Origin of the sequence: Escherichia sp. XD33, assembly GCF_019375075.1 — a bacterium.
GTDB classification, from domain to species: domain Bacteria; phylum Pseudomonadota; class Gammaproteobacteria; order Enterobacterales; family Enterobacteriaceae; genus Enterobacter; species Enterobacter flexneri_A.
The window spans coordinates 1-14,565 of sequence record NZ_JAENDM010000008.1 but is presented as its reverse complement, the minus strand read 5'-3'; the positions used below and the strand labels follow the sequence as shown (position 1 = coordinate 14,565).

General features: G+C 49.9%; 14 protein-coding genes and 3 pseudogenes. 4 read left to right on the top strand and 13 right to left on the bottom strand.

From position 1 onward, the window contains the following. The first annotated feature begins 20 nt into the window (after positions 1-20). The gene (cysE, locus tag K0778_RS07025) at positions 21-842 is read left to right on the top strand and encodes a serine O-acetyltransferase (RefSeq protein WP_001277561.1); all 822 of its coding nucleotides are present in this window, start codon (positions 21-23) and stop codon (positions 840-842) included. Positions 843-894: 52 nt separating this feature from the next. On the opposite strand, the gene trmL is transcribed toward cysE, so the two are convergent. The 5 genes from trmL to K0778_RS07000 form a co-directional block, all read right to left on the bottom strand. After that, positions 895-1,368, bottom strand: a complete 474-nt coding sequence (gene trmL, locus K0778_RS07020; protein WP_000932344.1) for a tRNA (uridine(34)/cytosine(34)/5-carboxymethylaminomethyluridine(34)-2'-O)-methyltransferase TrmL — start codon at positions 1,366-1,368, stop codon at positions 895-897. Positions 1,369-1,521: 153 nt separating this feature from the next. After that, the gene (lldD, locus tag K0778_RS07015) at positions 1,522-2,712 is read right to left on the bottom strand and encodes a quinone-dependent L-lactate dehydrogenase (protein WP_000586962.1); all 1,191 of its coding nucleotides are present in this window, start codon (positions 2,710-2,712) and stop codon (positions 1,522-1,524) included. Further along, positions 2,709-3,485 (bottom strand): transcriptional regulator LldR, encoded by a 777-nt coding sequence (gene lldR / locus K0778_RS07010; protein ID WP_000636500.1) that lies wholly within the window; start codon positions 3,483-3,485, stop codon positions 2,709-2,711. Before lldR ends, lldD begins: the two co-directional genes overlap by 4 nt. Beyond that, on the bottom strand, positions 3,485-5,140 hold the full coding sequence (lldP, locus tag K0778_RS07005) for an L-lactate permease (protein WP_001297977.1): 1,656 nt from the start codon (positions 5,138-5,140) through the stop codon (positions 3,485-3,487). Before lldP ends, lldR begins: the two co-directional genes overlap by 1 nt. A 371-nt stretch (positions 5,141-5,511) precedes the next feature. After that, complete coding sequence (locus K0778_RS07000) at positions 5,512-5,874, bottom strand: YibL family ribosome-associated protein (RefSeq protein WP_024246792.1); 363 nt, start codon at positions 5,872-5,874, stop codon at positions 5,512-5,514. 284 nt (positions 5,875-6,158) lie between these two features. On the opposite strand from K0778_RS07000, the gene yibT reads away from it, so the two are divergent. Next, positions 6,159-6,368: a protein YibT gene (gene yibT, locus K0778_RS06995; RefSeq protein WP_063084824.1), complete on the top strand. Its 210-nt coding sequence runs from the start codon at positions 6,159-6,161 to the stop codon at positions 6,366-6,368. A gap of 11 nt (positions 6,369-6,379) precedes the next feature. Here the strand turns inward: yibT and mtlR are convergent, their stop codons facing one another. The 3 genes from mtlR to mtlA form a co-directional block, all read right to left on the bottom strand. Continuing rightward, positions 6,380-6,967: a mannitol operon repressor MtlR gene (gene mtlR, locus K0778_RS06990; RefSeq protein ID WP_000228269.1), complete on the bottom strand. Its 588-nt coding sequence runs from the start codon at positions 6,965-6,967 to the stop codon at positions 6,380-6,382. Next, a complete protein-coding gene (mtlD, locus tag K0778_RS06985) occupies positions 6,967-8,115 on the bottom strand; it encodes a mannitol-1-phosphate 5-dehydrogenase (protein WP_000645420.1) in 1,149 nt (382 codons plus the stop codon). Before mtlD ends, mtlR begins: the two co-directional genes overlap by 1 nt. A gap of 229 nt (positions 8,116-8,344) precedes the next feature. Further along, on the bottom strand, positions 8,345-10,258 hold the full coding sequence (gene mtlA, locus K0778_RS06980; protein WP_000093247.1) for a PTS mannitol transporter subunit IICBA: 1,914 nt from the start codon (positions 10,256-10,258) through the stop codon (positions 8,345-8,347). A gap of 536 nt (positions 10,259-10,794) precedes the next feature. Between mtlA and K0778_RS06975 the strand changes: the two genes are divergently transcribed. Continuing rightward, on the top strand, positions 10,795-11,157 hold the full coding sequence (locus K0778_RS06975) for a DUF3302 domain-containing protein (RefSeq protein WP_000479624.1): 363 nt from the start codon (positions 10,795-10,797) through the stop codon (positions 11,155-11,157). Between the two features lie 2 nt (positions 11,158-11,159). Beyond that, positions 11,160-12,296 (top strand): HlyD family secretion protein, encoded by a 1,137-nt coding sequence (locus K0778_RS06970; protein ID WP_000364939.1) that lies wholly within the window; start codon positions 11,160-11,162, stop codon positions 12,294-12,296. Between the two features lie 459 nt (positions 12,297-12,755). Here the strand turns inward: K0778_RS06970 and K0778_RS06965 are convergent. The 5 genes and pseudogenes from K0778_RS06965 to K0778_RS06955 all read right to left on the bottom strand — a co-directional run. After that, positions 12,756-13,276: pseudogene (locus tag K0778_RS06965) on the bottom strand (Imm57 family immunity protein). Positions 13,277-13,647: 371 nt separating this feature from the next. Continuing rightward, positions 13,648-13,866: pseudogene (locus K0778_RS28565) on the bottom strand (RHS repeat-associated core domain-containing protein); the annotation flags it as partial. A 33-nt stretch (positions 13,867-13,899) separates the two neighbouring features. Beyond that, positions 13,900-14,361, bottom strand: a complete 462-nt coding sequence (locus K0778_RS06960) for a sel1 repeat family protein (protein WP_000642489.1) — start codon at positions 14,359-14,361, stop codon at positions 13,900-13,902. Positions 14,362-14,372: 11 nt separating this feature from the next. Further along, positions 14,373-14,453: pseudogene (locus tag K0778_RS28560) on the bottom strand (hypothetical protein); the annotation flags it as partial. An 8-nt stretch (positions 14,454-14,461) separates the two neighbouring features. Further along, positions 14,462-14,565: IS1 family transposase (locus K0778_RS06955; RefSeq protein ID WP_000496773.1), on the bottom strand; the 104-nt coding region annotated here is incomplete at its 5' end.

The window sequence follows — 14,565 nt, the reverse complement described above, 5'->3', positions numbered from 1 at the left end:
CTCATCGTGTGGAGTAAGCAATGTCGTGTGAAGAACTGGAAATTGTCTGGAACAATATTAAAGCCGAAGCCAGAACGCTGGCGGACTGTGAGCCAATGCTGGCCAGTTTTTACCACGCGACGCTACTCAAGCACGAAAACCTTGGAAGTGCACTGAGCTACATGCTGGCGAACAAGCTGTCATCGCCAATTATGCCTGCTATTGCTATCCGTGAAGTGGTGGAAGAAGCCTACGCCGCTGACCCGGAAATGATCGCCTCTGCGGCCTGTGATATTCAGGCGGTGCGTACCCGCGACCCGGCAGTCGATAAATACTCAACCCCGTTGTTATACCTGAAGGGTTTTCATGCCTTGCAGGCCTATCGCATCGGTCACTGGTTGTGGAATCAGGGGCGTCGCGCATTGGCAATCTTTCTGCAAAACCAGGTTTCTGTGACGTTCCAGGTCGATATTCACCCGGCAGCAAAAATTGGCCGTGGCATTATGCTCGACCACGCCACGGGCATCGTTGTGGGTGAAACGGCGGTAATTGAAAACGACGTATCGATTCTGCAATCTGTGACGCTTGGCGGTACGGGTAAATCTGGTGGTGACCGTCACCCGAAAATTCGTGAAGGTGTGATGATTGGCGCGGGCGCGAAAATCCTCGGCAATATTGAAGTTGGTCGCGGCGCGAAGATTGGCGCAGGTTCCGTGGTGCTGCAACCGGTGCCGCCGCATACAACCGCCGCTGGCGTTCCGGCTCGTATTGTCGGTAAACCAGACAGCGATAAGCCATCAATGGATATGGACCAGCATTTCAACGGTATTAACCATACATTTGAGTATGGGGATGGGATCTAATGTCCTGTGATCGTGCCGGATGCGATGTAATCATCTATCCGGCATACAGTAACTAATCTCTCAACAACGCTCCCGGATATCCCAGCTGCCGCCAGGCTTCATACACCACAACTGACACCGCATTGGACAGGTTCATGCTGCGGCTGTCCGGCACCATCGGAATGCGAATTTTTTGTTCAGCGGGCAGGGCATCAAGAATGCTCGCTGGCAGGCCGCGTGTTTCCGGGCCGAACATCAGATAATCGCCATCCTGATAGCTTACGGCGCTGTGAGCAGGCGTACCTTTCGTGGTGAGGGCAAACAGGCGCTGGGGATTTTCTGCTTCGAGGAACGCGCGAAAGTCATGATGACGCGTAACGGCGGTAAACTCGTGATAGTCCAGCCCCGCGCGGCGCAGGCGCTTATCGTCCCAGGCAAATCCCATCGGTTCGATGATATGCAGACGAAAGCCGGTATTAGCGCAAAGACGGATGATGTTGCCAGTATTTGGCGGAATTTCTGGTTCGTAAAGTACGATGTTTAGCATACTGCCCCCTTAGTGCGGGGGCAGGATAGCAGAAAATTGGTGAGCAGTGCGGCCTTTTCCCCTCACCCCGGCCTCCCCCTGTCTCTTGATCAGGAGATCTGATCAAGAGACAGCTCCCTGAGGGAGAGGGTTAGGGGGAGGGGGCGCAAACGACTATGCCGCATTCCCTTTCGCCATCGGGGCCAGTGCCGCAGGCAACTCTTTACCCAGCCCCTGCACCAGCGAATCTTGCGTAATTTCGCTGATCGATTTCGCGCCAGTCAGCGTCATCGCCACTTTCATCTCTTTTTCGATCAGATTTAGCAGGTTAGCTACACCCGCCTGGCCCGCTGTTGCCAGCGCATACAAGAAAGCACGACCCAGCAGTACGGTGTCGGCACCGAGCGCAATCATACGCACGACATCAAGCCCGTTACGAATTCCGCTATCCGCCAGAATGGCTATATCACCTTTCACCGCATCTGCAATAGCAGGCAGTGCACGGGCAGAAGAGAGTACACCGTCCAGCTGGCGGCCACCGTGGTTAGAAACCACAATTCCATCAGCACCAAAACGTACTGCATCGCGCGCATCTTCCGGATCGAGGATCCCTTTGATCACCATCGGGCCATCCCAGAAATCGCGGATCCATTCAAGGTCTTTCCATGAGATGGACGGATCGAAGTTATTCCCCAGCCAGCCGATGTAATCTTCCAGTCCGGTCGGTTTGCCGAGATAAGCTGAGATATTACCTAAATCATGTGGACGACCGTTCAGGCCCACATCCCACGCCCATTGCGGATGTGTCACCGCTTGCAAGTAGCGGCGCATTGCCGCGTTCGGGCCGCTCATACCTGAATGCGCATCACGGTAGCGTGCGCCCGGTGTCGGCATATCCACGGTGAAAACCAGCGTCGAACAACCCGCTGCTTTTGCTCGCTCCAGCGCGTTACGCATAAAGCCGCGATCGCGCAGTACATAAAGCTGGAACCACATTGGGCGCTTGATGGCTGGCGCGACTTCTTCAATCGGGCAAACGGAAACCGTCGAGAGAGTAAACGGAATACCATGCGCGTCCGCCGCTTTGGCTGCCTGAACTTCGCCACGACGCGCATACATGCCACACAAACCCACCGGAGCCAGTGCCACCGGCATCGACAATTTCTCATTAAACAGCGTCGTTTCCAGGCTTAAGTCGGACATGTTTTTCAGAATACGCTGGCGCAGCGCCACTTCTGACAAATCTTCCACGTTGCGGCGCAGCGTGTATTCAGAATATGCACCACCATCCATATAGTGGAACAGGAACGGCGGCAGAATGCGTTGCGCTGCGGCGCGATAATCGCTGGCTGCGGAAATAATCATGCGTTTTTCTCCCTCGAATGCTCATTATGCTCACCGGGCAGGCGGGTAATCCGTGCGTGGCGAGCCTGATCTTCATCGAATCGTTTCATGGTGGTGTGAACAAAACTAAGGTGCGCCATCATTGCTTTACGCGCCCCGTCAGCATCACCGGCAAAAATGGCGTCAATGACAGCCTGATGTTGTTCGGTCAGTTGTGAAAAAACCGGTGGCACCAGATACATCCGCTGACGGCTATGCTTCACTGAGGATTGCAGGACATCGAAGAAACCGCGCATGGTTTGCAGCAGCACGATGTTATGTGAGGCTTCGGCAATCGCCAGATGAAAACGAACGTCCGCTTGTGAGGCGATATCCGGGTCTTCACTTAGCGTTGCTTCAAAGCAAAGCTGAATCTTTTCTTTGTCGCCAGGTGTGGCGCGCATTGCCGCATGCCATGCGGTGCTGGCTTCAATGGCGTAGCGGGCTTCCAGAATATCGAAACTGTAATCCGGATCATCGGCCATCAGTGTTTTTAGCGGCTGGACGATGTTTTGCTCCGACCATGTGTCATGACGCCAGCGAATAAACGTCCCGCCGCCGCGTCGACTGAGCAGCACGCCTTCACTCACCAGTTTTGCCAGCGCCTCGCGCAGTGAATTACGTGATACGCCGAGTTGCATCGCCAGTTGGCGCTCAGCGGGCAACTTCATGCCCGCTTCCAGGTTTTTTTCATCAATCAGCGCCCGCACACGATCGGCAACCTCGTCTGACAGGCGTCTGGGTAAAACAATCATTAAGGAATCATCCACGTTAAGACATAAGCCTGAAGCGTGGTGATCACGCCCACCATACAGGTGAAGATCAGGCTGTGTTTGACAGTAAAGCGGAACAAATCAGACTCTTTGCCCACCAGGCCTACCGCCGCACAGGCGATAGCGATAGATTGCGGGGAGATCATCTTACCGGTGACGCCACCGGTGGTATTGGCGGCAACCAGCAACAGATCAGAGACGCCAATTTGTTGTGCTGCGGTGGCTTGCAGCGCGGCGAACAGGGCGTTAGATGAGGTATCCGACCCGGTCAGGAATACCCCCAGCCAGCCGAGGAACGGCGAGAAGAAGGTGAATGCATGACCGGTGTGCGCCAGTGCCAGCGCCAGGGTTGATGACAGTCCGGAATAGTTCGAAATAAAGGCGAATGCCAGCACCATACCGATGGAGTAGATGGGCAGAGCCAGTTCTTTCAGCGTGCTGCCGAAGGTGCTGATAGCGTCAGACGGTTTCATCTTCAGCCAGACAATCGAGAGCAGTGCAGCAAACAGAATGGCGGTGCCGGTGGCAGAGAACCAGTCAAACTTAAACACGGCGGCATAGGCTGTAGCCTCGCTGACCACTGGCGGCATACGGGCAACCAGTTTATCGAGGTACGGCACCGGAATATTGATCACCCACTCATACAGCGCGCCACCCGATGCGAACAGGGCTTTAAACGGCGGGATACTCCACAGTGTTACGGTAGCTGTCAGGAACAGGAACGGTGTCCAGGCACGTAACACCTGACCCGCAGTGTAACCGGTGTGGGCCAGCGTCATATCAACCTGTGACGCCCCCAAATCACCAAAACGGAATACACGCACTGGCTGCCAGCGTTTGAGGAACAGCGTCAGGCAGAGCAGTGATACCAGCGAAGAGATAATGTCCGGCAGCTCCGGCCCAATGAAGTTAGAGCTAAGGTACTGAGCGATGGCAAACGAGCCGCCCGCAACCACGACCGCAGGCCACGTCTCTTTGATACCGCGCCAGCCGTCCATAATCGCCATGATCCAGAACAGCACGATAATGGTCATAAACGGTAGCTGCCGCCCCACCATCTGACCAATCTCAAAGCTGTCGATACCTGTTACCTGTCCGGCAACCAGGATTGGAATGCCCATCGCACCAAATGCCACTGGCGCGGTGTTAACAATCAGGCACAGCCCGGCGGCGTACAGCGGTTTAAAACCCAGGCCGACCAGCAATGCGGCGGTAATTGCTACCGGTGCGCCAAAGCCTGCGGCTCCTTCAAGGAACGCGCCGAAACAGAAACCGACGATCAGCATTTGCAGACGCTGGTCAGGGGTTATCGAAAGAATAGACGAGCGAATGATGTCAAACTGCCCGGTTTTCACCGAGATCTTATAGACGAACACCGCTGCAATAATGATCCACGCGATGGGCCACAACCCGTAGAAGAAACCATAAACCACCGAGGCCAGCGCGTTAGCGACCGGCATTTTATAGAACAGCAAAGCCACGGCAAGGGCGATTGCCACCGTCCACGAGGCGGCGACGTATCCTTTCAGTTTGAGCTTAATCAGCGCAAAGAAGAAAAACAGGATGGGAAGCGATGCTATCAGACTGGAAAGCCAGATATTCCCGGCGGGATCGTAGTTTTGTTGCCAGAGATTCATTGCAGGTCTCCTGGAGTCCACGCACATCGTGTAATGAGTCTGTTGCTCATCTCCTTGTCACACGTTGTGTAAAAGTGGCACTGCCAATTGTGTTGTGTAGGGATAATGACAATGAATGGTTAACTAAATGTTATGTATTGGCAACATTGATGTGAGTTTTAATTGGGAAATTGTGAACCAGAGGTCAGATAAGCGAAGAATTGGTAGGGCCAATTCTTGTGGGGGGAGATGTCTGGTAAAGAAAAGGGCAATCCTCATCAGAGAATTGCCCTTAGGTTGTTGATCCAGAGCGCCTTATCTTGCCGGATGCGGCGTGAACACCTTACTCGGCCTATAGGAATGTGCAGAATCACCCTGTAGATACTGTGTTCTTAAAACGCGGTCTTTGAAAACCCAGTCATCTCCTGCAGGCCCATTTCGCGGCCCAGTGTGGTCATTGGGTGCACAACGACCAGTCCGCGAACACTTTTCTTCAGCTTGCCCATATCAGCCTGCTCTTTTTTGGTAATTGCGCGCTGGAATGGCATCTTCATCAGCTTCTGTGCTTCTTTACTCAGTTTTTGGCTATGAACTTCACGCAGGCGAGCAATTTCTGCTTCCAGCGTGGCTTTCTCTTTTTCCAGCTCGGCATATTTGTCTGCGGCTTCAACCAGCGAAAGATCGGCCTGCTGGTGGCGGATGGCGTCCAGGCGATCGCTGAGACGTTTGATTTCGTTTTTTTCGACTTCTTTCATGTGATGGCTTCTGATAAAGATAAATTTATAGCCCCTAGTATGCGCGACCAGGTGCTTTGTTCACAACTAATGACATTGTAATAGTTCTGTAACGTAATCATTAACATGCTCAAAAACTACGCAATTCGTTGATTAATTAAGAAATCTATAGAAAAAAGATAATAAACAGCAGCGGATGATTATTGAGGATTCAGCACGTTTTCCTTAATGTCATCTTTACCGGGAACCTAAACTAAAATTGGCGGCCGCGCATTCCCGGCGCGGGGTAATACGGAGATATCATCATGGGCAAATTAGGTGAAAACGTTCCGCTTCTTACCGATAAAGCCGTAGATTTCATGGCATCAAGCCAGGCGTTCCGGGAGTATCTGAAAAAACTTCCTCCCCGTAACGCGATTCCGTCCGGAATACCCGATGAAAGCGTGCCGTTATATCTACAACGTCTGGAGTATTATCGTCGGCTTTATCGGCCGAAGCAGGTAGAGGGGCAGTAAGCAGACGTTGCTTACTTTTGAAAGGCTTTTTTTAAGCTGATTTTGGAAATCAGCTCAGTCAGTGAAAGGACCATTGTTGATCGCACAGCCTGTTGATAGCGCTGAATTTGCATTGCATACAAACTGGAGTCTGCTGGTTCAAACTGTGGCGGCGGTGGTAACGCCGCCACGCAGTGCAGTTCACCAAAGGGTCCAAGGATTTCGTCGTCGGTAAAGGCGTACTCGTTGCCGTCGTGATTTAGCTCTTCACGCAATGCCATCAGCAGTTCCGCATCTTCGTATTCCTGGCGGTTAATGACGCCCAACCCGTAAATGAGTTTTAAACGCACAGAAAGATCGCCCAGCGGACCATCGCCGTCGAGTAACGGTTCTACAGCATACTTCACCGCGTAATCGTCTTTGCGGAATACCTGAAGCACCAGAAGATTTACCGCCTCGGTCAGGAGCTCGACGGCGGTGATCAGAAAGCTTCGCACGGTTTTGCCAGCATTCAGACGCTCAAGCACACGGTTTTCAAAGGCCTGGGTTTGTTCCATTGTTGCCTGCATATCTGACAATCTGTTATTCGGGCGCAGGGTGTCCTGCGCCTGGTCCACCATTATTGCATTGCTTTATAAGCGGTTACCGCCTCGGATACAACCTCGCTGTTGGCATCAAGACCGGAAATCTGTGCCAGCGCCGCCTGCGGACCTTTGTCAGCGATCAGTGCTGCCAGTTCCTGAGCCTGCGGATCATCTTCACTGCGGAAGTGCATTGCAGCGGCAATACCTTCAATCAGGTTTTTATGTGGCAGACCATATTCCAGCGTACCGAGCAGTGGCTTGATCAGACGGTCGCCAGCACTCAGTTTACGCAGTGGCTGACGGCCTACGCGCTCTACATCATCTTTCAGATACGGGTTCTCAAAACGGCCGAGAATTTTCTGGATGTACGCCGCATGCTTGTCAGCGTCAAAGCCGTAGCGCTTGATCAATACTGCACCACTTTCTTCCATCGCACCTTTTACCACCGCGCGGATTTTCTCGTCGAGAATCGCGTCACGAATGGTCTGATGACCGGCCAGTTTTCCGAGGTACGCGGTTATAGCATGACCCGTGTTCAGGGTGAAGAGTTTACGTTCGACAAATGCCATCAGGTTGTCGGTTAACTCCATGCCTGGGATGTTCGGCAGTGCGCCTTTGAACTGCGTTTTATCGACAATCCATTCGCTGAAGGTTTCTACCGTCACTTCCAGCGGATCGTTAGTTGCCGAAGCCGAAGGCGGTACGATGCGGTCAACGGCGGAATCGACAAAGCCAACGTGTTCTTCTACCCACGCTTTGGCGTCTTCCGGCAGGGCGTTCATCACATGGCCTTTCAGCTGCGTGGTACCGCGTACCATGTTTTCACAGGCGATGATGTTCAGCGGGGATTCATTACCTTGTTCTTTACGTTTCACCAGCCCTTTGGCGATTGCCGGAGCAATACGTTCCAGCACAACCGGGCCAACGGCGGTAGTGACTAAATCAACCTGAGCAATCAGATCAACGACATCATCACCAATGCTGCTGACAGCATTGACGCCGGAAACGGTATCTACCTGCTCGGTTTCACCAACCACATGTACCTGATAGCTATGACGGGCATTCAGGGCATCAAGTACCACCTGATTGACATCGGCAAACGTCAGTTGGATACCCGCGTCTGCCAGCAGTTTACCGATAAAGCCACGACCGATATTACCTGCGCCAAAATGTAATGCTTTCATAGTATTAACCTTCATCAATGTTTTTACCCGAGAGGGCTGGGGTGAGGCTTTTCCCTCACCCAAACCCTCTCCGTGAGGAGAGGGGCAGCGCCGGATGCGGCGTAAGCGCCTTATCCGGCCTACAAGAACGTGCAAATTCAACAAATTGTGATGCATCCTGTAGGCCTGATAAGCGTAGCGCATCAGGCAATTAACCCCACCTTCTCCATGTGGAGAGGGTGGGATTGGATTACTTACGACCTGCCAGCAGTTCCAGCACTTCATCCACGCTGGTGGTGTGTGCCAGACGCTCGATGACGGACTCATCATCCAGTGCATTGGTCAGGCTGGTGATAACCTGAATGTGCTCGTTGTTACGGGCAGCAATACCAATCACCAGACGGGCAATGTCATCTTCTTCTTCACCGAAGCGCACGCCTTCCGGGTACTGGCAGAACACGACGCCCGTTTTCAGTACGCGATCTTTCGCTTCAACCGTACCGTGTGGCACCGCGATAGACTCACCCAGATAAGTCGGGGTCAGTTTTTCACGATCCAGCATCGCCTGAACGTATTCCGGCTCAACGTAACCGCCTTTCACCAGCTGCTCGCCAGCAAAACGAATCGCTTCTTCTTTGGTTGCCGCTTTGCGACCGAGGAAGATGTTCTCCGCGCCTAGCTTGAACAGGTTAGCACTGGAATCGTCAAAGCTGTCTTTCAGGCTGTCTTTTACTTTCTCTTCGTTTGCCGTGTGGCGTTGGGCAGCAACCAGACGTTCGGTCAGGCTGGTGTACAGGCCGCTGTCGAGGAAGTTGGTCAGCGAAATATGCTGTGCCTGCGGAACCTGGCGCATAGCGCGTTCGGTCAGGTCACGGTGAGTGATGACGAGGTCCACATCTGGCGGCAGGTTGTTGATCGCGCTGTTAGTAACAGAAATCTGCGACAGACCTGCATCCTGAATTTTCTTACGCAGAACGCCTGCGCCCATCGCACTGGAACCCATACCGGCGTCACAGGCAACGATGATTTTACGTACGTGGCTCAGGTCGTTAGTCACATCGCCAGCAGACAGCGGAGATGCGCCTTTAGACTCAGCTTTCATGTCCTGCATACGACGAGTTGCTGCTTCAATATCATCTTCTTCTTTCACTTTGCTGGTTTTCAGCAAAATAGCAGAGACAACGAAGGAGACAGCCATCGCCGCACACACACCCGCGATGTTAGCGAAGTAAGCACCTTTTGGTGTCATCGCCAGTACAGCAAGGATAGAACCCGGAGATGCCGGAGAAACCAGACCACCGCCCAGGATAGTCAGCGTGAACACGCCAGTCATACCGCCGAGGATGACTGCGAGGATCAGACGCGGATTCATCAGCACATACGGGAAGTAGATTTCGTGGATACCCCCCAGGAAGTGGATGATTGCCGCACCGCCCGCAGACTGTTTAGCGCTACCACGACCAAAGAACATGTACGCCAGCAGCACGCCCATACCTGGACCTGGGTTAGCTTCAATCAGGAAGAAGATTGATTTACCCAGTTCATGGGACTGCTGAATACCCAGCGGCGAGAAGATACCGTGGTTAATGGCGTTGTTGAGGAACAGGATTTTCGCCGGTTCAACAAAGATAGACGCCAGCGGCAGCATGTCATGGACAACCATGAAGTTAACGCCCGCAGCCAGCATTTTGGACAGGGCTTCAACAATCGGGCCAATGCCGAGGAATGCCAGAATAGCGAGGATCATCCCGATGATGCCTGCGGAGAAGTTATTCACCAGCATCTCAAAACCGGATTTGATCTTACCGTCTACCCAGCGGTCGAAGTGCTTAATGCACCAGCCGCCCAGCGGACCTGCAATCATAGAACCGAGGAACATCGGCATGTCTGCGCCGACGATAACGCCCATGGTGGTGATGGCACCGACTACGCCGCCACGTTCGCCGCCTACCAGCTTACCACCGGTATAACCGATCAGCAGCGGCAGGAGATAAGTGATCATCGGCCCGACCAGCTTCGCCAGCGTCTCGTTCGGTAACCACCCTGTTGGAATAAATAACGCGGTGATGATACCCCACGCGATAAACGCGCCGATATTTGGCATCACCATGTTGCTGAGGAAACGACCAAAGCTTTGCACTTTGATCTTAATATCGGATGACATAAAAACACCCCTTCTTATGTTTGCTGTCGCGCAGGCTGGAAGCCCGAGGTTTTTTGTTAATGTGGCGGCAGAGGTAGCCGGACCTTGTAGATACTGCGAAATCTGGCACTGAATCGGTTAACTGTCCAGTCGACGGCCTTTTGTGTGATATCAATCACATAAATATAGGGGGTAGAGAGGTAATTGACGTGACGTTCATCACAAAACGCTTGTGTAAAAAAGCAACAAGGCGGCGATTTTCGCTAAAAATGGCATTTAAATGTGAGTAGTGTCACATTTTTGTTTTGATGGTTTGTTGAATCTTTGTGATCTGAATCACAAGATATTTTCTTACGGCGTTCACCTGATGTGATCTACAGCATGTTATGCCTTCGTCATACAATCGTTATGTAACTAAGCAACTCATCACCTCTAAAAATTATTCTTTGGTGTTATGGCGAGAATCGCGAACCCGGATTATTGTCAAAATATCAGCCTGACTCCCTTCTGGCTGCCAGCCCAAAAACAACACTGATAAACGTGAATCCGAGGCAGATATGTTTCTAAACTATTTCGCGTTGGGAGTGCTGATCTTCGTCTTTCTGGTGATTTTTTATGGAATCATCGCGATACATGACATCCCTTATCTGATTGCCAAAAAGCGCAACCATCCCCATGCCGACGCTATTCATACGGCGGGCTGGGTGAGCCTGTTTACTCTGCATGTTATCTGGCCGTTTCTGTGGATCTGGGCGACGCTCTATCAACCGGAGCGTGGCTGGGGTATGCAGTCACATGTTGCGTCGCAGGAGAAAGCGACTGACCCGGAAATCGCCGCACTTTCTGACCGAATTTCCCGGCTGGAGCATCAACTCGCCGCCGAGAAAAAGACTGACTATTCCACGTTCCCGGAGATCTAATTATGGATCTATTGATTGTTTTAACTTACGTGGCGCTGGCGTGGGCGGTCTTTAAAATCTTTCGTATTCCGGTGAATCAGTGGACGCTGGCGACGGCGGCGCTGGGTGGCGTGTTTCTGGTGAGTGGTTTGATTTTGTTGATGAACTACAACCACCCTTACACTTTTACCGCGCAAAAGGCAGTGATAGCGATCCCCATCACGCCACAGGTGACGGGAATTGTTACTGAAGTCACTGACAAGAATAATCAGCTTATTCAAAAGGGCGAGGTGCTTTTTAAGCTCGACCCGGTTCGTTACCAGGCGCGAGTTGACAGGCTTCAGGCTGACCTGATGACGGCGACGCATAATATAAAGACTCTGCGCGCGCAGCTCACAGAAGCGCAGGCCAACACCACCCAGGTTTCAGCGGAGCGCGACCGTCTGTTTAAAAATTATCAACGTTATCTGAAAGGCAGCCAGGCGGCGGTGAATCCGTTCTCGGAACGTGACATCGACGATGCGCGGCAAAATTTCCTCGCGCAGGATGCGCTGGTGAAAGGCTCGGTGGCGGAGCAGGCGCAGATCCAGAGCCAGCTCGACAGTATGGTTAACGGCGAGCAATCGCAGATTGTGAGCTTAAGAGCGCAACTTACTGAAGCAAAATATAATCTTGAGCAGACTGTCATTCGCGCACCAAGCAATGGCTACGTCACTCAGGTACTGATCCGCCCAGGCACATACGCAGCTGCCTTGCCGTTGCGTCCGGTGATGGTTTTCATCCCCGAGCAAAAACGGCAAATTGTCGCCCAATTTCGGCAAAACTCGCTGTTACGTCTGAAACCTGGTGATGATGCAGAAGTGGTGTTTAACGCGCTACCTGGGCAGGTGTTCCACGGCAAACTGACCAGTATTTTACCTGTCGTGCCAGGCGGTTCTTATCAGGCGCAGGGGGTATTGCAATCATTAACGGTCGTGCCCGGCACGGACGGTGTGCTGGGAACCATTGAACTGGACCCTAACGATGATATCGATGCCTTACCCGACGGCATCTACGCCCAGGTGGCGGTTTACTCCGACCATTTCAGCCATGTTTCGGTGATGCGGAAAGTGCTGCTAAGAATGACCAGCTGGATGCATTATCTTTATTTGGATCATTGAGGGGGAGGGGGGAGATTATGGAACTTTGCTCCTTGTAAGGACTAATTATTTTTGCATATTACTTCATTAGCTGCGATGATTTTTCTTTAATATTCATTATGTTAATAAGTTCTGGATGAGTGTGCTCTCATTGGATTTTTTATCCGTCTTGTTCTGCCGCAGGATGAGACTATACATCGTCGAGATCGCAATGATGATATGAGTTGTTCCTCCTGCGACGGCTCTAATCAAAAAAGAGCAGGAGTGCTTTTCCATCTATTGCGATGATGGCTTTATTATCTGAAGGATGACAGTCACATTTAAAAAATATTTAATCTATAGATCACAATGTAGGGTCATGGAATATATGTATACAACTATTTTCTTCTTCACTTTTAATTATCGTATTTATTATAAAACTAAGTTAAAAAAACTCCTGGAGAGTGAGTTATTAATATATTTTTAAATAAAATTAAGTTATCATTCATCGATGCACTTTATAGAATCATCAATGGCCATAATAGTACTATTAACTCTCAATTTTATATTTTTATCATCACTACAAATATTAACTGAATTTATATCAATGATTTTTTTATTCTTATCTTTTATTTTATTTACTGTTTCAATGCAATCAGCGGCAAGTTGGAGTGGATTTAGATTTTTCAGATATGGTCTTATGATCTTTCCCTTACTTAATAAATAGCATGTATAGGATTCGGAAAGTCCAGCATCTATTTTGTACCTCATTATATTAGATAAGGATGTGAGAAATTCCTTGTTATCATTCGCAGCCATATATGCCAGTCCGAGTTCAGCCTCTGCGGCCTTACAGGCAAAATAGCTTAGTGAACACGCTTTTCGTCCCTCTTTAGTACTGGCTGATATTAGTGCCCATAATATTGCTTTGTCTGCCAAATCTAACTCTCTCTGAAATTGTCTTGCAGTAACTGCACTCGCAGAAATAGAGAAAAAAATACAATTGTTAATAACCTTGCCATATTTTTTAGTCCGTAACTGTTAATGTGCTATCTGGCTCTGAAAATATTAACTCATTTAATTTTTGCATGTCATTAGATAAACCAGTTATACAACCCTCGGAACAGAATCGAGGTCCTAAAGACGGACCAAAAGCGTTTAAACAACTATGTATTGAAAATCCATTGCGATTATAAGTTCCTGTATTAACTGACGGTACTAATCGTATGCCGTCAGGTTTTCTATTGCTTGCTCCCGGGTCATTAACATTCCAACTCCATAGGCTTTGAGGTATTGGCCATCTATTTATAAATGTGTACAACGGGGATTATTTTTACATTGCATATTATTACCAGAAGCGACTGGAATACTAAGCACATCATAAAAATTATCATCACATGGTATATCTGAAACACACGAAAGCATACCTAAAGTTATGCTGTATAAACAGGTGGCTAATCCCAAGGGGATCGATTCCAGAAATCGGGTTCAACGGATACTGATAAAAATTCCACCTACCTTCCAGCCCAATCGGAGCCTGAGTGTTATACCGCCCCTGCTGCGGTTAATGTTACCGATAATAGTTATAGTACAGCCCTGATTCATCATCATACTACTGCTGCGGCAGTCTGATGAACTATTGCTTTTACGGATTCTCCTTATTCTTCCTTCTATCCATTCGCTTTAGCTTTTTGAGCTCTTGAAGTTTGCTCTTTGCATCAATATTACCGTTATTTACAGCGAATTCCATCCAATAAATAGCTCTATTCAAATTATAATATTCTGATAATGTTGGATTTGTATCTGATAAAAAGACCCCATAATTAAACTGCGCTGTAACATTCCCCTGAGATGCTGATCTTTCCAAGAATCGCAATTGTTTATCAATATTATTTTTAGTAAAGCAGTAATATTGATATAGTCGAAATGATGCCTCTGAATCACCATGTTGTGATTTATACTTCAGTTTCATCAGCTTTTCTTCACTTAAATCATAGGTCATTGCTGTAGATCCCATCACACTTTCGTTTTCTTTTATTTTCACATCAGCACCATGCAATTGACCAATAAGAGAAAAATAAAAAAATAGTAACAAGCATGCTTTCATACATCTACAACCTATCTTATATCACTGGGTTTTTCTGGCGTACCTTGCATATTAGAAATGGGGTGCCCAGATGGCCCATATGTTAGGTAATGACTCCAACTTACTGATAGTGTTTTATGTTCAGATAATGCCCGATGACCTTGTCATGCAGCTCCACCGATTTTGAGAACGACAGTGACTTCCGTCCCAGCCTTGCCAGATGTT

What these genes read in the sequence shown, in the direction of transcription:
- mtlR (WP_000228269.1), bottom strand. Translation starts at nt 6,967, where the DNA reads ATGGTGGACCAGGCGCAGGACACCCTGCGCCCGAATAACAGATTGTCA.
- cysE (WP_001277561.1), top strand. Translation starts at nt 21, where the DNA reads ATGTCGTGTGAAGAACTGGAAATTGTCTGGAACAATATTAAAGCCGAA.
- lldR (WP_000636500.1), bottom strand. Translation starts at nt 3,485, where the DNA reads ATGATTGTTTTACCCAGACGCCTGTCAGACGAGGTTGCCGATCGTGTG.
- K0778_RS06975 (WP_000479624.1), top strand. Translation starts at nt 10,795, where the DNA reads ATGTTTCTAAACTATTTCGCGTTGGGAGTGCTGATCTTCGTCTTTCTG.
- K0778_RS06960 (WP_000642489.1), bottom strand. Translation starts at nt 14,361, where the DNA reads ATGAAAGCATGCTTGTTACTATTTTTTTATTTTTCTCTTATTGGTCAA.
- K0778_RS06970 (WP_000364939.1), top strand. Translation starts at nt 11,160, where the DNA reads ATGGATCTATTGATTGTTTTAACTTACGTGGCGCTGGCGTGGGCGGTC.
- mtlD (WP_000645420.1), bottom strand. Translation starts at nt 8,115, where the DNA reads ATGAAAGCATTACATTTTGGCGCAGGTAATATCGGTCGTGGCTTTATC.
- K0778_RS07000 (WP_024246792.1), bottom strand. Translation starts at nt 5,874, where the DNA reads ATGAAAGAAGTCGAAAAAAACGAAATCAAACGTCTCAGCGATCGCCTG.
- yibT (WP_063084824.1), top strand. Translation starts at nt 6,159, where the DNA reads ATGGGCAAATTAGGTGAAAACGTTCCGCTTCTTACCGATAAAGCCGTA.
- mtlA (WP_000093247.1), bottom strand. Translation starts at nt 10,258, where the DNA reads ATGTCATCCGATATTAAGATCAAAGTGCAAAGCTTTGGTCGTTTCCTC.
- lldD (WP_000586962.1), bottom strand. Translation starts at nt 2,712, where the DNA reads ATGATTATTTCCGCAGCCAGCGATTATCGCGCCGCAGCGCAACGCATT.
- lldP (WP_001297977.1), bottom strand. Translation starts at nt 5,140, where the DNA reads ATGAATCTCTGGCAACAAAACTACGATCCCGCCGGGAATATCTGGCTT.
- trmL (WP_000932344.1), bottom strand. Translation starts at nt 1,368, where the DNA reads ATGCTAAACATCGTACTTTACGAACCAGAAATTCCGCCAAATACTGGC.